Source organism: Mycobacterium sp. ST-F2 (assembly GCF_001905655.1).
Lineage (GTDB): Bacteria > Actinomycetota > Actinomycetes > Mycobacteriales > Mycobacteriaceae > Mycobacterium.
In genome coordinates, this window is record NZ_JMHT01000072.1 from 56,263 (window position 1) to 73,988 (window position 17,726).

Sequence of the window (17,726 nt, forward strand, 5' to 3'; positions counted from 1 at the left end):
ACATCTGGCGGAGGTGGACGGGAATCGAACCCGCCAGACCGAGATACTCGGCCTCACCGGTTTTGAAGACCGGGGAGCCCACCAGGACCCAGACACCTCCGCCCCTAAACCTAGCGTCCGACGGCTACATTGGCGCCATGGGTTCCACTGGTGTGCAGCGCCTGACCAGCTACGCCCACGGCGGTGGGTGTGCCTGCAAGATTCCGCCGGGTGAGTTGGAAGAGGCGGTCAGGGGGCTGGTCGGCCAATCCGCGGACAACGTCCTGGTGGGGCTCGATGACGGTGACGACGCCGCCGCCGTGCTCGTGCGCGACGACCTTGCCGTGCTGTCGACGGCCGATTTCTTCACCCCCGTGGTCGACGACGCCTACGACTGGGGCCGCATCGCCGCGGCCAATGCCCTGTCCGATGTGTACGCCATGGGCGGACGGCCGGTGGTCGCGATCAACCTGGTCGGCTGGCCCCGCGACACGTTGCCCATGGAACTGATGACCGAAGTGCTGCGCGGCGGCCTGGCGGTGGCATCGGAAGCGGGTTGCCCGGTGATCGGCGGACATTCCATCGACGATCCCGAGCCCAAATACGGCATGGCGGTGACGGGCGTGGCCGATCCGAAGCGTTTGTTGCGCAACGACTCCGCCGCGCCCGGGTTGCCGTTGACGCTGACCAAGCCCATCGGCGTGGGCCTGCTGAACAACCGGCACAAACAGACCGGTGAGGTGTTCGCCGCGGCCATCGCCTCGATGACCGCACTCAACCGCGACGCCTGCGACGCCGCCCTGGCTTCGGGCGCTCGGGCTGCCACCGACGTGACCGGCTTCGGGCTGCTGGGCCACCTGTACAAGATGTGCCGGGCCTCCGGCGTGGGTGCGGTGCTCGACCGCGGCGCCGTACCGCTTGTCGACGGCGCACTCGACGCCCTGCGTGACGGGTTTGTCTCCGGCGGGACGCGGCGCAACCTGGACTGGGTGCGTCCGCACCTGCGCCCGGGATCGGACGTCACCGAGGACGACCTGCTGCTGCTGGCCGATGCCCAGACGTCGGGCGGGCTACTGATCGTGGGCGAGGTCCCCGGCTATCCGGTCATCGGGCACACCGTGGCGGGCGGCGGCATCGAGGTGCGGTGACCGTCTACATGAAATTCCTAGTGTGCAGCGCCGAGATGTCGGCCGCCTCATCGGCCGGGAAACCGAGGTGGATCAGCCGCCGCTGCCGGCCCTGGTCCATCTCGTCCTGTAGCTGAAGCACGGCCCGGTAGCCCGCCGCGATCGCCGACGGCTCCCAACTCCCCGCGGCAAGCAGGACAAGCGAATCGAAGACCTCGGCGTTGAGGCCGGCGGTGTCGACCAATGCCGCGTAGCGACGCTCGACGGCGGCCCGCAACTGCCGCAGCACGCCGCTGTCGCGGTCCGCCTGGTACCGAAGGTGCGCCACCCCGAAGGCCACATGCCGCGCCTCGTCGCGGCGGGCCAATTGCGTGACGGAGCGCGTCACCGGATCCGGCGCATGGACATCGAGGAACTCCAGCAGGTTCAGGAAGCTGCCCTCGCCGAGCACGGACAGCAGGAATGAGGCCATGGAGAAGTCGGCTTCGTCGAGCAGCGTCGCCAGCGACTGCCTGCCGCCGACCGTCGAGGTACCCATCGGCCGTCCGGTCAACAGTGCCCGCCGGGTGAAGACCTCCATGTGCCGGGCCTCATCGGCGGCCTGAACCGCCAACAGCTGCAACACCTCCCGGAAATGCGGGTGGATGCGGGCCAGTAGTTTGGCGGGCACCACCAAGGCAGCCTGCTCGTTCTCGACCAGATACGTCATCACCTGGACGACGGCCCGGTCGACGTCGGGATCGATCTCGAACTCCGCGTTCCATTCCACCGCCGTGGCCGGATCCCATTGTTCGGCAGCGGCATTCGCATACAGTGCCGGCGCGATGTCGGCCCACACCAGGTCGCGGTCGCGAATGTCGAAGGGCGACGAGATCCCGGCCTGCGCACTGCCGCGCTCGACCAATGCACCTCGCGCGGCCAGGCCCCAGTGCGCGGGTGCGGACGCGACGATCCCGTCCGGGCCGGGCGCACCCGCGCGTTCGGCGCCCACCCACCGGTTGCGGATGCCCGGCTCGACCACCCAGACGCCGTCACCGCGCGTCGCCCGATGCCCGAGGGTGCGGCACCAGGCCGGGAGGTCAACCGCGAGAGCCGGTGCGCGACCGACGATTTCGACCGGCCGCCCACCTGACGCGGTGAGCGCGCGTTGCACCAGCAGGTGCGCGCCGTTGTCGAACCCGAGCTCACCCAGGTCGACGCGCGGGTTCATGGCCGGTAGTCGGTCGCGGTGACGTTGCCGGCGGCATCGTAGAAGCCGACGAGGTCGACGGCCGTATCGAGCACCTCGTATCCGCTGGTGCGGCCGGGCACCCAGCGGGTGAGGCCCTCGAGGTCCAGCAGCGGCCGCACCGTCTCGTCGTCGTATGACATCGACTCCAGCAGTTCGCGCAGCTTCTCGATCTCGTCAGCGGGCGCGGTGTCGACGACGGTCAGATTGCAGTGGTCGAAAGGTGTTGTCTGACCGATGATTCGGACACTGCCAGCCGGTATGGTGCCGTCGCGGCCGAAGCCGAGGTGGTTGGCGTCGATGATCGCCGCGGCGTCGACGCGGCCATCGAGCAACGCGCGCACCGCGTCGCGCTCGCCGCCGATGTGGTCGCCGTGCAGGCCGACGCCGACGTCGAAGCGCGTGACGCCGAGACCGCACCCAGGCAGCAGGCCCGCATCGGCCAGTGCGGCCAGCGGAATCAGCGTCGCCTGAGGAGAGTCGATGGCGCCCAGCGCCACTCGGGCTCCCTTCAGGTCGGCAAGCGTCTGGTATCGAGAATCCGCTCGCACCACGAAGACCGACGTGAGGTCCTGGTCGGTGTCCCGCATCAACAGCGCCGTCACTGTCAGGCCGCGCGCGGCCGCCAGTCGCTCACAGCGCAACCACGCCAGCGGCGAGTTCCAGGCCACGTCGATGCGCCCGGCGACGAGGTCTTCCGCCTGCCGTTCGTAGTTGGAGTAGAGGATGAAGTCGAAATCCAGGTCGTGTTTCCGCAGCCACTCGCGGAACCCGAACCAGATGGTGACGACCTTGGGGTCGTAGGCGACAGCGCCCAGCAAGACAGTCATGGTCACCTCACAGTAGCGGCTGGCCAAACGCGGCGCGGCCGACGAAGTCGCGCAGCGCTTCGGTGGTGGGGGCCATCACCCGCGCTGCCAGACAATCCCGGAAGCGCCGTTCGATGCCCAGGTCTTTACGGAACGCCGAGCCACCACACAACCGCATGACGCCGTCACCGACCTCCGAAGCCGCCTCTGCGGCAACCGATTTCACCTGCAGCACGCGCAGCATCGCGTCGGCCCGCCCGGTCGCCAACGCGGTCAGGGTGTCGTCCAGGAACAGGCCGGCCCCGTCGACGACCGTCATCAGCCGCGCGTATTCGCGGCGCGGCTCGGGTTGTTCGGCGAGGCTCTGATCCAGGTGTTCGAGGCGACTGGTGTTCAGGTGCGTGGCCGCCGCGTCGATCAGCGCGCGCATCAGCCCGACCGAGAACGCGGCGTTGAGCACCAGGAACGTCGGCAGCGCCGACTCGAGCGCCAAATCCAGACCCGCTCCGTCGCCGCCGAGCATGGCCGCAGGCACCACGTCGGTCGCGGTCATCGGCGCCGACGAATTGCCCCGCAACCCCAGCCCGTCGAAGCTCCCGACGACCTCGAGCCCGTCCACCCCGGCCGGGACCTGCCACAGTGTCATCGGACCGTCGGCCTCGAGCGGCCGGCTCGACCACACGTAGCTGTCCGCGTGGCCGGCCGAGGTCACCCAGCTCTTGCGCGAGTTCACCAGCACGCGGTCTCCAGCACGCACCGCCGTGCCGACCGGGGCCCAAAAGTGGCTGCGCGAGCCAACTTCCGAGAACGCGAGCGTGCTCAGGTACCGGCCCGCGGCGATGGCGCTGCGGGTGTCGGCGTCGGCGAACCGCTCGAGCACGCTGACCGCGGCGTAGTGCATGGTGAGCACCATCGCCGTCGACCCACAGATGGCTGCGATGGCCCGAACCGCTTCAGCCGCGTCACCGAGGGTGCCGCCGCCACCGCCGACATCTGGTGCGCTCAACAGTCCGAGGAAGCCTGCCTTGCCGAGTGCATCGACCGCTTCGCTAGGGAAGCGCCCCTCCGCATCGACGCTCGGTGCCGCAGGCGCGATGGCGCTGTCGAGCACGTCATCAAGGGCAGAACGCAGGGCAGAGTCCACGGGCGACCTCGGTACGTAGTCGGGCAAGCAGAGCGCTAGCCACCGTACCGGGGTTCAGCCCGCCGTGGTGATTGAATCTCCCGTCTCGCCGGCTGCCCGCCGCGCCGCGAGCCGGCGCTTCTGCGGCTCGATGGTGTAGCGCGGATCCTTCGCCGATTCGATGCCCGCCTCGAACACGCCGAAGCGTGTCAGTGCCGACGCCGCCAGCAGCGCCAGCCCGGAGACCGCGGCCACCAGCCGGTTGCGGCCACCGATCAGCGCGCCCAAACCGCCTGCGACGGCGAGCCGTTCACTCCACTTGAGCATCTCGCCGGGGTGGCCGTGGTGCAACGGCTCTGCAGCCACCGGATCCATCCGGCGCTCCATCAGCTTCATGGCCGTCAGGTCGCCGACCACCCCGAGCGCGGCCAGTGTCCGAGCCGGGCCGGTCTCGGCGACCGGCGTGGTGACCAGCGCCAAACCGGACGCCGCCAAGCTGGCTGAGCTGACGAAGACGAACGGCAGGTCCCGGTGCATGGCGTTCCAGGTCGGGGTTGCGGTGTCGCCGAGCAGCACCGCCGTGTACACCGCCAGTGGTGCCGCGAAGACGGCGCCGGCCAAACCTGCCGGCGCTTCGGCAATCTGGAGCACCCGACGCAGCGGGCCCAGCGGCAGCCGCTCGCCTGTCACCCGGTCGATCTCCGCGACCGCCGCGACACCGATGCCGCCGCTGTACGCCGACAGGATCCACGAGCCGACGCTCATCGGCGACGTGACCTTGAACGTCCGCATCATGTTGTGGAAGCGGTCGGGCCGGCCGAGGTCGGCGACCAGAGCCACCGCACCCAGACCCACCGCGCCGAGAGCTCCCAGCCGGGCATTGCGCCGCAACGCTTTTCGCCCCGTCAATTGCGCGCCGGCAGCCAGGAGGCCCGACCCGCCGGCGACGCCGCCGAGGAACAGATACGCCGCGACCTCGTGGCCCCATGGCGGTGGCTTGACGACGGGACGCCCGTAGTACGAGGTGAATTCGGCCTCGGGCACCAGCGTCATCTCGCGGGCGCCGTCACCTCCGGTATCGATTCCGGCGCGACGCCGACGACGTTTACCGCCCGGCGTGCGCTGCGGCTCCGGGGGGCGGAAGTTGTCGTACTCGCTCATCGCTTCCCCCGGACAAACGAAAAGGCCGCGGCAGCAACCATTCCCAGCGCGGCAACGCCGGCGCGCCGGTACATCGTCATGAGGTCGGCGGTGCACACCCGCGGGTCCGGCGGCAGTCCGTAGACCTCGGGTTCGTCGAGCAGCAGGAATACCGATCCTGTGCCGCCGACACCGTCGAGGTCGTTGGCGCCGTACAGCCGTGCCTCGGTCATGCCCTGCGCATGCAGTTGCGCGACGCGCTCCCGCGCCTCGGCCACCATGTCGTCCCGGTCGCCGAATTTGATGGACGTCGTCGGGCAGGTCTTGGCGCAGGCCGGGGTTTCGTCGTCGAGCAGGCGGTCGTAGCACAGCGTGCACTTCTGGGCGATACCGCGACGCGGCACCTCGGGTTGCTCGCCCTTGCGCTCGCCGCGGCCCGTCGTCGCGCCGAACGTGCCGTCGTTGCGCCGCTCCACCACCCCGAACGGGCAACCGGCCACGCACGTACCGCAGCCGTTACACACATCGTGCTGCACCACCACGGTGCCGAACTCAGTGCGCATCATGGCGCCGGTCGGGCAGACGTCGAGACAGCCTGCGTGCGTGCAGTGTTTGCACACGTCCGAGGCCATGAGCCAACGGAACTCGGGGGTGTCGGGCGGGCTGGTGTCCACTGCAGGCGCACCCACGGCAGGCATGCCCAGCCCGATCAGCGCGCGCCCGGTCTCCCGGGCCTCCTCGATGCGCTCGTGGTCCTGCTCGACGAACGCGACGTGCCGCCAGGTGCTGGCGCCCAGCGAGCCGGTGTTGTCGTACGACGAGCCGAGCAGCTCGAGGTCGCCGTCGCGCGGATTGCGGTTCCATTCCTTGCACGCGACCTCGCAGGCCTTGCAGCCGATGCAGATCGAGGTGTCGGTGAAGAACCCCTTGCGGGATTCATGCACGTGCCAGTGCGCGTCGGCGGCGGGGTCCGTCGGCCCGGAGAGCTGCCCCATCAGTGCGTCTCCTTTCTGCGCGCCAGGCTCACCATGTCGTCTTGCCTTCCTTGTTCGGATCGTCCTGACTCGGGTCGGGGTAGACGATCTCTGCGGCCGGATCGGTGATCCGGGCGCTGTCGGTCTCGATGGTGGTACCCGCCCGGCGCTGGTACTCACGTACCAGTTCCATCAACGCCGGACCGGTCGGGCGGCGCCCCGCGACGATGTCGCAGCTGCCGGCCTTGGATCCCTGGATCTGGGTGTTCGGATCGAGAGACAACCCGATCAGGTCGTTGGCCGCGTCGCCGCTCACCACCGCATCCGAGCCCACACCCCAGTGATACGGCAACCCGATCTGGTGCACGGTGCGGCCGCCGATGATCAGCGGTTTCATCCGCTCGGTCACCAGCACGCGCGCCTCGATGGCCGCGCGGGGCGAGATCAGCGTCGCCCAGCCGTTGGGTTCCAGGCCACGCTCAGCCGCCAGCTCCGGGGACACCTCGCAGAACATCTCCGGTTGCAGTTCGGACAGGAACGGCAACCAGCGGCTCATGCCGCCCGCGGTGTGATGCTCGGTCAACCGGTAGGTGGTGAAGACATACGGGTAGACGTCGACGCCCGGCTCCCCCGCACTCGGCGCACCCAGGTTGTCGTCGCGGGCGATGATCACCCGGGTCGGACTCTGCTGCTGCGGGTACAGCGCATTGGCCACCGGCGACTCGAACGGCTCGTAGTGCGTCGGCATGGGCCCGTCGACCAGACCGGCCGGCGCGAACAGCCAGCCCTTGCCGTCGGACTGCATGATGAACGCGTCGTCGCCCGAAAGGCCCTCGGGCCCACCGGTTCCCGGCTCCGGCCGGGCATGCGGTGCCAGCCCGATCGGGAAGTCGGGGACGTCGTCCCCAACCCAGCGGCCCTGCTGCTCGTCCCACCAGATGTACTTCTTGCGCTCGCTCCACGGCCTGCCGTCGCGGTCTGCCGAAGCGCGGCTGTAGATGAGCCTGCGGTTGGCCGGCCAGGCCCAACCCCATTCGGCTGCAACAGGTCCCGAGCCACCACCGGGCACCTTGTCGGCGGCGTGGTTGACGCCGTCGGCGTACACACCGGCGTAGATCCAGCAGCCGGAGATGGTGGAACCGTCGGCCTTCAACTCGGTGAACGACGAGATCGGTTTCCCGGCATCGGGCCCGGTGAGGTATCGACCGTTGATCTCGGCCAGCACCGACTCCGGATCCGGCTCCCCGTGTTCGTCGGTCGGGTAGTCCCAGGTGAGGTCCAGCAGCGGCCGGTCACGTTCGTCGGTGGACCCGGCGAGTTTTGCCCGAATCCGTTGTCCCAGCTTGTAGAAGAAGTCGAGCTCGCTCTGGCACTCCCCCGGCGGGTGCAGCGCCTGGTGTCGCCACTGCACCAGGCGCTGGGTCTGGGTGAAGGAGCCCGCCTTCTCCACGTGCGTGGCGGCCGGCATGAAGAACACCTCGGTCTCGATGTCTTCGGTGCGCAGCTCACCGGATTCGATTTCGGGGCTGTCCTTCCACCACGTCGCCGATTCGATCATGGCGAAGTCGCGCACCACCAGCCACTTCAGGTGCGACATACCGAGGCGCTGCATGCGGCCGTTGGCCGACCCGATGGCCGGGTTCTGGCCGAGGATGAAGTATCCCTCGACCTCGTCGGCGAGCATGCCCATCACGGTCTGGTACGTCCCCGCCGGGCCGTCCAGCCGCGGCAGATAGTCGTAGGCCCAATCGTTTTCGGCCGTCGCCGCGTCACCCCACCATGCTTTGAGCAGGCTGATCAGATAGGTGTCGGCATTGGCCCAGTAGCCCTTTTCCGACTTCGAGTGCACCGTGCGCAGGTAGTCGGCAAGGGTGTCCTGATCACCCGCATTCGGCATCGGTAGATATCCCGGCAGGAGGTTGAACAGCGTCGGGATATCGGTGGAGCCCTGAATACTCGCGTGCCCACGCAACGCCATGATGCCGCCGCCGGGGCGACCCATGTTGCCCAACAGCAGCTGCAGGATCGCCGCGGTCCGGATGAACTGTGCACCGAGGGTGTGCTGCGTCCAGCCGGTGGCGTAGGCGAAGCACGTGGTGCGGTCCCGGCCCGAGTTCTCGGTCACCGAACGCGCCAGATAGTCGAACTCCTCCAGGCTGATGCCGCACATGTCGCGCACCATCTCCGGGGTGTACCGGGAGAAGTGGCGCTTGAGAATCTGGAACACCGTGCGCGGGTGCTGCAGCGTCTCATCACGCAGCACCTCGGCGTGCGCCAGCGATGGGCCGCCGTCGCCGAACGCGTCGCCGCCCGCCCGGTCCGAGGCACTGGCATCGCGCTCGGCTCCGCCGGTCTTCTCGATCTTGCCGTCGCCGGCGCTGGCGTACGCCCACGTCGTGGAGTCGTATTTGCCTGTCGCCGGGTCGAATCCGGAGAACAGGCCGTGCAGGTCCTCGGTATCGCGGAAGTCCTCGTTGACCAGTGTCGCGGCGTTGGTGAACGCGACGACATACTCGTGGAACCACTTCTCATGGGTCAGCACGTAATTGATCAGACCGCCCAGCACAACGACGTCGGACCCGGCCCGGATCGGGATGTGCCGGTCCGCGACCGCACCCGTACGGGTGAACCGCGGGTCGACGTGAATGATCCGCGCCCCACGGGCTTTGGCCTCAGACACCCACTGAAATCCCACCGGGTGCGCCTCGGCCATGTTGCCGCCCTGGATGACGATGCAATCGGCGTTGGCCATGTCCTGCAATGGCTGCGACGCGCCTCCGCGCCCGAACGAGGCTCCCAGACCGGGAACCGTTGCGCTGTGTCAAATACGCGCTTGGTTCTCGATCTGTATGGCCCCGGCGGCGGTGAAGAGTTTCTTGATCAGATAGTTCTCTTCGTTGTCCAGGGTGGCGCCACCGAGCGACGCCACCCCCATGGTGCGCTTCAGCGTCAGGCCGTCTTTGTTGAAGTCCTGCCAGCCGTTGCGGCGGGATTCGATGAACCGGTCGGCGATCATCTCGATGGCCTTCTCGCGGTCCAGACGCTGCCACTCCTTGGCGCGCGGCGCGCGGTAGAGCACCTCGGTCTGCCGGCCGGGCGCATTGACCAACTGCTCGCTGGCAGAACCCTTGGGGCACAAACGCCCTCGCGAAATCGGCGAACCTGGATCGCCTTCGATCTGGACGACCTTCTCGTCCTTGACGTACACCCGCTGCCCGCACCCGACGGCGCAGTACGGGCAGACGCTCTGCACCACGCGATCGGCGGTGGCGGTACGCGGCTGAATCTCGCGCGTCTGTTTGGACGCCACTGCCGGCCCGCGGCCGAGGACGTCCCCGGAACGCAGTTGACGAACGACGGGCCACTCCAGGAAAAGCCTCAGTCCAGCCATGGATTCGACCCTAGTACCGGAGCGCGGTCAGCTCGTGACGAACTGTCCAGAATTCAAGACGTACTTCCGATCATGCGATAGGCGGCGCCGATCGCGCCGCAGCGAACTGCGCCGATAGGCACCACCGATCGCCCGCTCGGAAACTCCCCTTTGACTGCCCACCCCCGGCAAGGGACCCTTGCTGTTGCCAGCTAGCACTTTTCATCGATCGGAGTGGGCCGATGCGCACCGTCTACGCGCGCGTGCGCAGCGCCATGACTCCGCCCATGGAGGACCACCGTCCAGCCCTGCGCGTCGCGCTCGGTTTGGCCGTCCCGGGCATCACACTGCTGGCGGCCGGGCGCCCTGACCTCATCATCTACGCAGTGTTCGGCGCGATCACCGGCATGTACGGCCGTACCGAGACCCGGCGCCGTCGACTCGCGCACCAGACGCAGGGTGGCGTCATCCTCGTGCTCGGTGTCGCCATCGGCGTGGCCCTGGCCGATAACCACATCACGCCGGCAGTGTTGGTCATTGCCGCGGTGGTGTTCGCGACGGTGGGATCGGTGGTGACCGACTACCTCGCGCTCAAACCGGAAGGGCCGTTCTACGGGGTGTTCGCACTCGGGGCCATCGCCACTGTGCCCGCCGGTCGGGTGACGCCGTCGTCCGCGATCTTGATCTGTGCCGCAACAGCTTTGCTGTCCGTACTGCTCGGAATCCTCGACGCGCCACCGGGTGCCGAACCGGCGGCCCGCCTGCCGGTTCCGGATGTCCGCGATGTGCTGATTCATGCCGGGCGCTACGCCATCGCCATCGCCGCGGCCGGCGCCGCCGGTGTGGCGCTCGGCGTCGACCACGCAAACTGGGCCATCGCCGCGGCCGCCGGACCGTTGGCGGCCGCCGACGCCAGTGGCCGCATCAAACGCGGCATCCACCGCCTCGCCGGCACGTTGGTCGGTCTCGTGGTGGCGGCCGTGCTGCTGATCCCCCAGCCCAGCGCATATGTGCTGGCCATCTGCGTGATGGTGCTGCTGTTCCCCACCGAATTGTTCATGACGCACCACCACGCGGTCGCACTGGGATTCTTCACCCCGTTGATCATGCTGATGACCGACCTCGCCGTACCCACCGAACCGCTCATGCTGCTGACCTACCGCGGCATCGACACCGTCATCGGCGTCACCGCCGCGATCGCGGTGTCGATGCTGCTGCCCGGTACCCGCGACTAGCTGCGCAGGCGGTCAGTCTGATAAGCACCGCCTATCAGATGTGGTCGAATGGTCCATGCTGTTTCGCCAGCTCGAGTACTTCGTGGCACTCGCCCGCGAGAAGCACTTCGCGCGCGCTGCCGCGGCCTGCTATGTCTCCCAACCGGCGCTGTCAGAGGCGATCCGCAAGCTCGAGAACGAGCTCAAGGTTCCGCTCGTTCGAGGCGGTCAGAACTACGAAGGCCTGACGCCCGAAGGCGAGCGACTCGTGTTGTGGGCACGCCGGATTCTCGCTGATCACGACGCCCTCATCCACGAGGTCGCCGCACTGCAGACGGGCCTGACCGGCGAATTACGACTCGGCGTCGTCCCGGGAGCGTCCAGCACCGTGGCGCTGCTGACCGATCCGTTCTGCCTCGAACATCCTTTGGTGCGAGTGCAATTGGAGAGCAGTCTGCGCTCGGCGGGCATCGTCGAACGCATGCGCCGCTTCGAACTCGACGCGGGCATCATCTATCCCGACGGCGTCGATACCACGAGGCTGACGGTCACGCCGCTGTACGAGGAGCGGCAGGTCCTCGTCGCCGGGGCGGAACTGCTTGCCAGCCAGACGAATCCGCTCAGCTGGGCCGACGCGCTGGAATTGCCGCTGTGCCTGTTGAACACCGGGATGCGGGGCCGGCAACTGCTCGACGACGCGCTGGCCGCCCACAGCCTGACCGCGACGCCACGGCTCGAGGCCGATTCGGTGGTGTCCCTGCTGGCTCACGTCAGCGGTGGCCGGTGGGCGAGCATCGTGCCGCAGACCTGGCTGCACACGTTGCGGCTGCCGGACGGGGTACGGATGGTGCCGTTGGACGACCCGCAGGTGACGGCGACGGTCGCGCTGGTCACCAGTGCCGCCGAACCCGGGTCGGTGCTGGCGCGCGCGTTGGTCACGACCGCGGGCCGCGTTCCGATCAGCCCCGTCTAGCTTTCGCGGTACCAATCCGGCAGCTCGCCTGGCCGCAGATCGGTGGTGTCACCCGGCCGGGTCAGGGTCAGCACCGCGCGCACGATCTCGGGGCGGGCCGCCAGGGCGTCGGCGATGGCGTTCAACCGTGCGGCGACGTTCGATTCGGCGGCGTCACCCACGAGGTCGACGGCCGCGACGAGGTAGATCCGGTTGGCGCCAACCCATTCCATGTGCAGGTAGCTGACCCGCTCGATGTCCTCATGGTCCAGCAGGGCCAGCAGCGCGTTGTTGCGGGCGAGCGGCGTGACGGTCTCCCCCGTCAGGAAGTCCATGTTGCGCCCGATGAGAAACAACGCGACGGCGCCGAGCAACAGACCGACCAGAATCGAGCCTATGGCGTCCCACATCGCATTCCCGGTGAGCTGGTGCGCCAGGATGCCACCCGTCGCGATGACGATGCCGATCAGCGCCGACAGGTCCTCGGCGAACACCGCGCGCAGCATCGGGTTCGACGTCACGCGGATATAGCGCAGCGGATGGATGCGTCGCTCCAGCGCACCGGACTTGGTCTGCGACAACGCCTGCAGGAACGACGACCCCTCCAGGACGAACGAAACCGCCAGCACCGCATAAGCCCAGCCGTACGACGTCGCCTCGGCCTCGCCTTTCAGCGACTGGATGCCGTGCCAGATCGACACCACCGCGCCGACGGTGAACAACCCGAAGGCCGCGAACATCGACCAGATGTACCCGGCCCTGCCGTAGCCGAGCCGGTGCTGGGCATCAGCCGGCTTGTCCGACTGCCGGGTGCCGATCAGCAGGAACACCTCGTTGCCGGTGTCGGCCCAGGAGTGGGCGGACTCGGCCAGCATCGAGGCGCTGCCGGTGACGACGGCGGCCGCGGTTTTGGACACCGCGATCAGAGCATTGGCACCGAGCGCGACGACAACGGTGAGAAGACTCTCGTCGCCCGAACCACTCATGCTCTGAACATTAGGGCCCGTCAGTAGGCGTCGCCGGGTTGCACCGCACGAACACGATTGCGGCGCGGCGGCGCGGGCTGAGGTTCTTCCGCCCACTCGGCGCCGCTAGCCTCCATCAGGCGACCGATCTCGTCGATGTGCATGTCGGCCAGGTCCCACACGTCGGGCACCAGCTCGCGGTCGACGATGAAGCCGAAGTCCAGGCGGTCCATGTAGCTGACCACGGTGATGTTGAGCCCCTGGCCTTCGGTGACGATCGACACCGGGAACTGGTTGACCAGCTGCGCCCCCGCGAAATACAGCGGCTTACGCGGGCCCGGCACGTTCGAGATCACCAGGTTGAACGGCGCTCCCCCGATCCGGTGCGCGAGTCCCAAGCGCGACGCGAGCCGCATCGCGGACGTCGACAGCACCGGCGCCGAGAACTGGGCCAGATCGCCGAGCTGATCGGCCGGCACCAGGTCCAGCTGGCGCTTGGCATCGGCCATCGCCTCGCGGCAGCGGGCCACCCGCTCCAGCGGGTCCTCGACATCCGTCGGGAGCTCGGCGAAGATGGCCGACACCCGGTTGGTCCACGGATCCTCTTCTTCACCCGTCCGGATGGACACCGGCACCATGGCGCGCAGGGGCCGGTCCGGCAGCGCGTCATGAGCCAACAGGTACTGCCGCAGGCCGCCGGCGCAGATCGCCATCACGATGTCGTTGACCGTGCCGCCGGTGGCCGCCTTCAGCTGCTTGACGTGCTCCAGCGAGGCGGTGCGCATCGCGAAGCGCCGGTGCCCGGTGATCGGGTTGTTCCACGGCGTCGGCGGGGCCGACGACACCCTCGGCAAGGAGAGCTTGGGACCGTCGTCCTTACCAAGGCGCGCAAGGGCTTTGATCGCTGAGCCGGCCTTGCTGGCCGCGCTGCTGACGCTGTCGATCCCGGCGTTGTCTGCGAGCTGGCCCACCAGTCGCGTCGTGACGCGCAACGCTTTCACCGGGTGCCCGGCCAAATTGATGGCCGTCTTCCGCAGCAATTCTGTTGAGCTGGGCAGGGATTCGGCCTCCCAGGTGGCACTGGGTGCGGGCGGCGCGGCATCCGGCGCAGTGTCGGTGAGGGCGTTGAGCATGATCTGTCCGGCGGCGCCGTCGATGGTGGCGTGGTGGTACTTGGTCAGCATCGCCCAGTGGCCGGTGTCGAGGCCGTCGATGACGTACACCTCCCACAACGGACGGCTGCGGTCCATCGGGCGCCCGACGATGCGGGACACCTGGTCGGCCAGCTGGTCGACCATTCCCGGTCGCGCCAAATGGATTTCGCGGATGTGGAAATCCAGATCGAAGTTGGGGTCATCGACCCAGTAGGGGTGGTCCAGCCCGAGCGGCACCTCCACGAGCCGGCGGCGCAGCGGCGCGAGCTCTCCGACGAGGGACCCGAACTTGGCATAGACCGCGGCGTACGGGTCGAACTCCTCGTTGGGGCGCTCGAAGATCATCAACCCGTTGACGTGGCCGAACGTCGTCGGCGTCTCCAGGTACAGAAAAGTGGCGTCGAGGCCGCTGAGCTGCTTCACGGGTCTTGTTCTCCTTGTTGGGTCTTCGGGCTCAGCTGGTGAGCAGGCCGCCCTCGACGGGCAGGATGACGCGTCGCTCTGCGTCACTCATGCATCATATCCAGATATGTTGCACATGCGAGACTCATGGAGATATATCTCACTTGGACATCAGCCGCTACGATGATGCGAGGGTACCGAGATGAAACAGGAGGTGCGCCATCAGCGAGACACCGCTGGGACGCATGCTGGCGTCAACCGACCGGCGCCCCGACCCGCTCGAGGCGTTCCGCATCGCGCGCCGCTGGTTCCTCGAAGGCCGTCGCATCGAAATGCAGGAACTGGCAACCGAGCTCGGCGTCAACCGGGCCACGCTGTTCCGCTGGGTCGGCGGCCGTGACGAGCTGCTCGCCGAAATCCTGTGGTCGCTGGCCGAGCCGACTCTCAAGGCGTCGATCGAATCTTCACCCGGGCACGGCGCCGAACACATCGCGCGGGCCGTCGGCCACTACGCCATGGTGATCGACGAATCCGGGTTCTTCCAGGCGTTCCTGCGCCGCGAACCCGAACGCGCCCTGCGGATCCTGGCCACCCGCGCGGGGACCCTGCAGGGCCGCCTCGTCACCGCGATCGAAGAACTCCTCAACGAGGAAATCGCCGCAGGTCAACTGGATGCGCCGCTGCCTGCGCGCGACCTGGCATTCCTCATCGTGCGCATCGTCGAGTCGTTCCTCTACGCCGACATCATCACCGGCGAACCGCTGGAAGTCGGCAAGTGCGAGCAGGCCATTGCCGCACTGCTGGGTCACCGGCCCGGATAATCAGCGCCCCACGCCGGGCGGTGCCGGCATGACCGGCACCGGCGGCGGATTGGGAATCGTCACGCCGGGCGGCTCCGTGACCGTCACGGTGCTGGTGCTCGTGCTGGCCCGCGTCGACGGCGTCGTCGGCGGCGTGGACGGACCCACCGGCACTCCCGGGATGATCTCCGTCGAGGTCACCGTCGTGCTCGTGCTCGATGTGGGCTTCGACGGCGGCGGCGACTCACCCGAACAGGCACTGGCGCCGAGAGCAGCTGCTGCCACGGCCATGACGACGACAGACTTGAACATCCTTCCCGAATGCCCGGTTATCTGAACGCGTAAACACCCGGTCGACCAACGCAAACTGCCCCTCTCCGAAAGGAAAGGGGCAGTTCGTCGGCGAATATCAGAGGCGCTCGATGATGGTGACGTTGGCGGTGCCGCCGCCCTCGCACATGGTCTGCAGGCCGTAGCGGCCGCCCGTGCGCTCCAACTCGTTGAGCATGGTGGCGAACAACTTGGCACCGGTGGCGCCGAGCGGGTGTCCCAGCGCGATGCCGCCGCCGTTGGGGTTGACCTTCGACAGATCGGCCTTCAGATCCTTGGCCCAGGCCAGGACGACGGACGCGAACGCCTCGTTGATCTCGATGACATCGATGTCGTCGATGCTCAGGCCGGTCTTCTCCAGCGCGTACTTGGTCGCGGGGATCGGGCCGGTCAGCATCTTCACCGGGTCGTCACCGCGGCAGCTGATGTGATGGATGCGGGCGCGCGGCTTGAGGCCGTGGGCCTTGACGGCAGCTTCGGAGGCCAGCAGGGTCGCCGACGCGGCGTCCGAAATCTGGCTGGCCAGCGCGGCGGTCAGGCGGCCACCCTCGACGAGGACCTTCAGCGAGGCCAGCTTTTCCATGGTGCTTTCGCGCGGACCCTCGTCGACCTTGAAGTCACCGACCGGGATGATCTCGTTGTCGAAGCGGCCCTCACGGATCGCGGTGAACGCCCGCTGGTGGCTGTTGAAGGCGAACTCTTCCATGTCCTCACGGGAGATGTCCCACTGCTCGGCGATCATCTCGGCGCCGCGGAACTGCGAAATCTCCTGGCTGCCATAGCGTTCCACCCACCGCTTCGACTCGTTGGTCGGCGAGGTGAAGCCGAACTGCTCGCCGACGATCATGGCGGAGCTGATCGGAATCTGGCTCATGTTCTGGATGCCGGCGGCCAGGATCAGGTCGGCGGTACCCGACATGATGGCTTGCGCGCCAAAGGAAATGGCCTGCTGCGAGGAACCGCACTGCCGGTCGACGGTGGTACCGGGGACGCCCTCGTCGTAGCCGGCGGCCAGCCAGGTCAGCCGGCCGATGTTTCCGGCCTGACCACCGATGGCATCGACGCAACCGACGATGACGTCGTCGAACGCCGCGGGGTCGACGTCATTGCGGGCGAAGATGCCGCGGTACGCCTCCACACCGAGGTCGATCGGGTGGTAACCGGAGAGGGCACCACCCTTCTTGCCCGTGGCGGTGCGCACGGCATCGATGACGTACGCCTCAGATGCGGCCATTTCTCATCTCCTTCTTTGGGTGAAACTCATTTGACGGCAAGGTGTTACGGGGTTACCGCAACACCGCCGAGCACGATGTTCAGGTAGTGCTGACCGACGTCCTCTGCGGTCAACTTGCCGCCGGGCTGGTACCAGCGCACCGAGACCCACGTGGTGTCACGGATGAAGCGGTACACCAGGTCGACATTCAGGTCGGACCGGAAAACACCTTCCGCCATGCCCTGCTTCAGGACATCGACCCACATCTTGCGCTGCTGCCGGTTGCGCTCGTCGACGAAGCCGAACTGCGGCAGGACGCCCAGCCGCTTGGCCTCGTCCTGGTAGATGACGACCTGCGCGTGCCGGTGCTCGATCGCATCGAAGGACGCCATGAACAAACCCTTGAACCGCGCGAGCGGATCGGGTTCCGTGGCGATGATTTCTTCGTACCGGGCGAACAACCAATCAAGGAAGTCCCGCATGACCTCTTCGACCATCTGTTCCTTCGATTTGAAGTGATGGTAAAGACTGCCTGACAGGATGCCGGCTGAGTCCGCGATGTCCCGGACAGTGGTTGCCTTCAGCCCACGCTCGGCGAACATCGCCGCGGCGAGCTGAAGAAGCTCGTCGCGCCTGGTCGCGGGTTGACTGGGCGATGGAGACGCCATCCGGACAGCATAGCAACCAAGCGCTTGTTAGGTCGATTGCGGAGGCTAGTGACTGTCACCACTGTGTGGGACAGATTCTGTCCTACCCCACCGCCCCACTCACGGCATCTGTCGATGATTCGCGTTGCCCCGCCACTAGGCTGAGGATTGCTGCTCGATAGTGACCGCAATCCGCGGCGTAACCCACCCAGCGGCTAATGTCGCCATAGGCTCACGGTCGGCGATCCGCTAGTGTCCTGCGCCGTAAATTAGTTGATTAATTGTAGAATTGGCGGGTG

General features: G+C 67.5%; 15 protein-coding genes and 1 tRNA gene. 5 read left to right on the forward strand and 11 right to left on the reverse strand.

Annotated elements, in window-relative coordinates; translation table 11 throughout:
• Positions 1-5 precede the first annotated feature (5 nt).
• Positions 6-100: transfer RNA gene (locus tag EB75_RS23985), tRNA-Sec, on the reverse strand.
• Positions 101-137: 37 nt separating this feature from the next.
• Between EB75_RS23985 and selD the strand changes: the two genes are divergently transcribed.
• Entirely contained in the window at positions 138-1,127 is a 990-nt protein-coding gene (gene selD, locus EB75_RS23990) for a selenide, water dikinase SelD (RefSeq protein ID WP_073697762.1), read from the forward strand.
• A gap of 4 nt (positions 1,128-1,131) precedes the next feature.
• Here the strand turns inward: selD and EB75_RS23995 are convergent, their stop codons facing one another.
• The 6 genes from EB75_RS23995 to fdh are packed head-to-tail and all read right to left on the reverse strand — an operon-like array spanning position 1,132 to position 9,771.
• Positions 1,132-2,316, reverse strand: a complete 1,185-nt coding sequence (locus EB75_RS23995; protein ID WP_073697763.1) for a ferritin-like domain-containing protein — start codon at positions 2,314-2,316, stop codon at positions 1,132-1,134.
• On the reverse strand, positions 2,313-3,164 hold the full coding sequence (locus EB75_RS24000; RefSeq protein WP_083612543.1) for a phosphate/phosphite/phosphonate ABC transporter substrate-binding protein: 852 nt from the start codon (positions 3,162-3,164) through the stop codon (positions 2,313-2,315). Before EB75_RS24000 ends, EB75_RS23995 begins: the two co-directional genes overlap by 4 nt.
• Before the next feature lie 7 nt (positions 3,165-3,171).
• Entirely contained in the window at positions 3,172-4,287 is a 1,116-nt protein-coding gene (locus EB75_RS24005; protein ID WP_083612539.1) for an acyl-CoA dehydrogenase family protein, read from the reverse strand.
• 54 nt (positions 4,288-4,341) lie between these two features.
• Entirely contained in the window at positions 4,342-5,427 is a 1,086-nt protein-coding gene (nrfD, locus tag EB75_RS24010) for an NrfD/PsrC family molybdoenzyme membrane anchor subunit (protein ID WP_073697766.1), read from the reverse strand.
• The gene (locus EB75_RS24015) at positions 5,424-6,401 is read right to left on the reverse strand and encodes a 4Fe-4S dicluster domain-containing protein (protein ID WP_073697767.1); all 978 of its coding nucleotides are present in this window, start codon (positions 6,399-6,401) and stop codon (positions 5,424-5,426) included. The genes nrfD and EB75_RS24015 overlap by 4 nt, the downstream gene beginning before the upstream one ends.
• A 28-nt stretch (positions 6,402-6,429) precedes the next feature.
• Complete coding sequence (gene fdh / locus EB75_RS24020; RefSeq protein WP_174557715.1) at positions 6,430-9,771, reverse strand: formate dehydrogenase; 3,342 nt, start codon at positions 9,769-9,771, stop codon at positions 6,430-6,432.
• Positions 9,772-9,992: 221 nt separating this feature from the next.
• Here fdh and EB75_RS24030 point away from each other — a divergent pair, with 221 nt between their 5' ends.
• Both EB75_RS24030 and EB75_RS24035 read left to right on the forward strand, forming a co-directional pair.
• Positions 9,993-10,985, forward strand: a complete 993-nt coding sequence (locus EB75_RS24030) for an FUSC family protein (RefSeq protein WP_073697770.1) — start codon at positions 9,993-9,995, stop codon at positions 10,983-10,985.
• Between the two features lie 55 nt (positions 10,986-11,040).
• A complete protein-coding gene (locus EB75_RS24035) occupies positions 11,041-11,937 on the forward strand; it encodes a LysR family transcriptional regulator (RefSeq protein ID WP_073697780.1) in 897 nt (298 codons plus the stop codon).
• On the opposite strand, the gene EB75_RS24040 is transcribed toward EB75_RS24035, so the two are convergent.
• The gene (locus tag EB75_RS24040; RefSeq protein WP_073697771.1) at positions 11,934-12,902 is read right to left on the reverse strand and encodes a cation diffusion facilitator family transporter; all 969 of its coding nucleotides are present in this window, start codon (positions 12,900-12,902) and stop codon (positions 11,934-11,936) included. The genes EB75_RS24035 and EB75_RS24040 overlap by 4 nt on opposite strands.
• A 20-nt stretch (positions 12,903-12,922) precedes the next feature.
• The gene (locus EB75_RS24045) at positions 12,923-14,458 is read right to left on the reverse strand and encodes a WS/DGAT/MGAT family O-acyltransferase (protein WP_073697772.1); all 1,536 of its coding nucleotides are present in this window, start codon (positions 14,456-14,458) and stop codon (positions 12,923-12,925) included.
• A 224-nt stretch (positions 14,459-14,682) separates the two neighbouring features.
• Here EB75_RS24045 and EB75_RS24050 point away from each other — a divergent pair, with 224 nt between their 5' ends.
• Together EB75_RS24050 and EB75_RS24055 are read left to right on the forward strand one after the other, a co-directional pair.
• Positions 14,683-15,258, forward strand: coding sequence for a QsdR family transcriptional regulator (locus tag EB75_RS24050; protein ID WP_073697773.1), 576 nt, complete (start codon positions 14,683-14,685; stop codon positions 15,256-15,258).
• Between the two features lie 28 nt (positions 15,259-15,286).
• Positions 15,287-15,574 carry a hypothetical protein gene (locus tag EB75_RS24055; RefSeq protein WP_073697774.1) on the forward strand — a complete coding sequence of 96 codons (288 nt, stop codon included), beginning with the start codon at positions 15,287-15,289 and terminating at the stop codon, positions 15,572-15,574.
• A gap of 72 nt (positions 15,575-15,646) precedes the next feature.
• Here the strand turns inward: EB75_RS24055 and EB75_RS24060 are convergent, their stop codons facing one another.
• On the reverse strand, positions 15,647-16,801 hold the full coding sequence (locus tag EB75_RS24060) for an acetyl-CoA C-acetyltransferase (protein ID WP_073697775.1): 1,155 nt from the start codon (positions 16,799-16,801) through the stop codon (positions 15,647-15,649).
• Positions 16,802-16,845: 44 nt separating this feature from the next.
• On the reverse strand, positions 16,846-17,448 hold the full coding sequence (locus EB75_RS24065) for a TetR/AcrR family transcriptional regulator (RefSeq protein WP_073697776.1): 603 nt from the start codon (positions 17,446-17,448) through the stop codon (positions 16,846-16,848).
• Positions 17,449-17,726 lie beyond the last annotated feature (278 nt).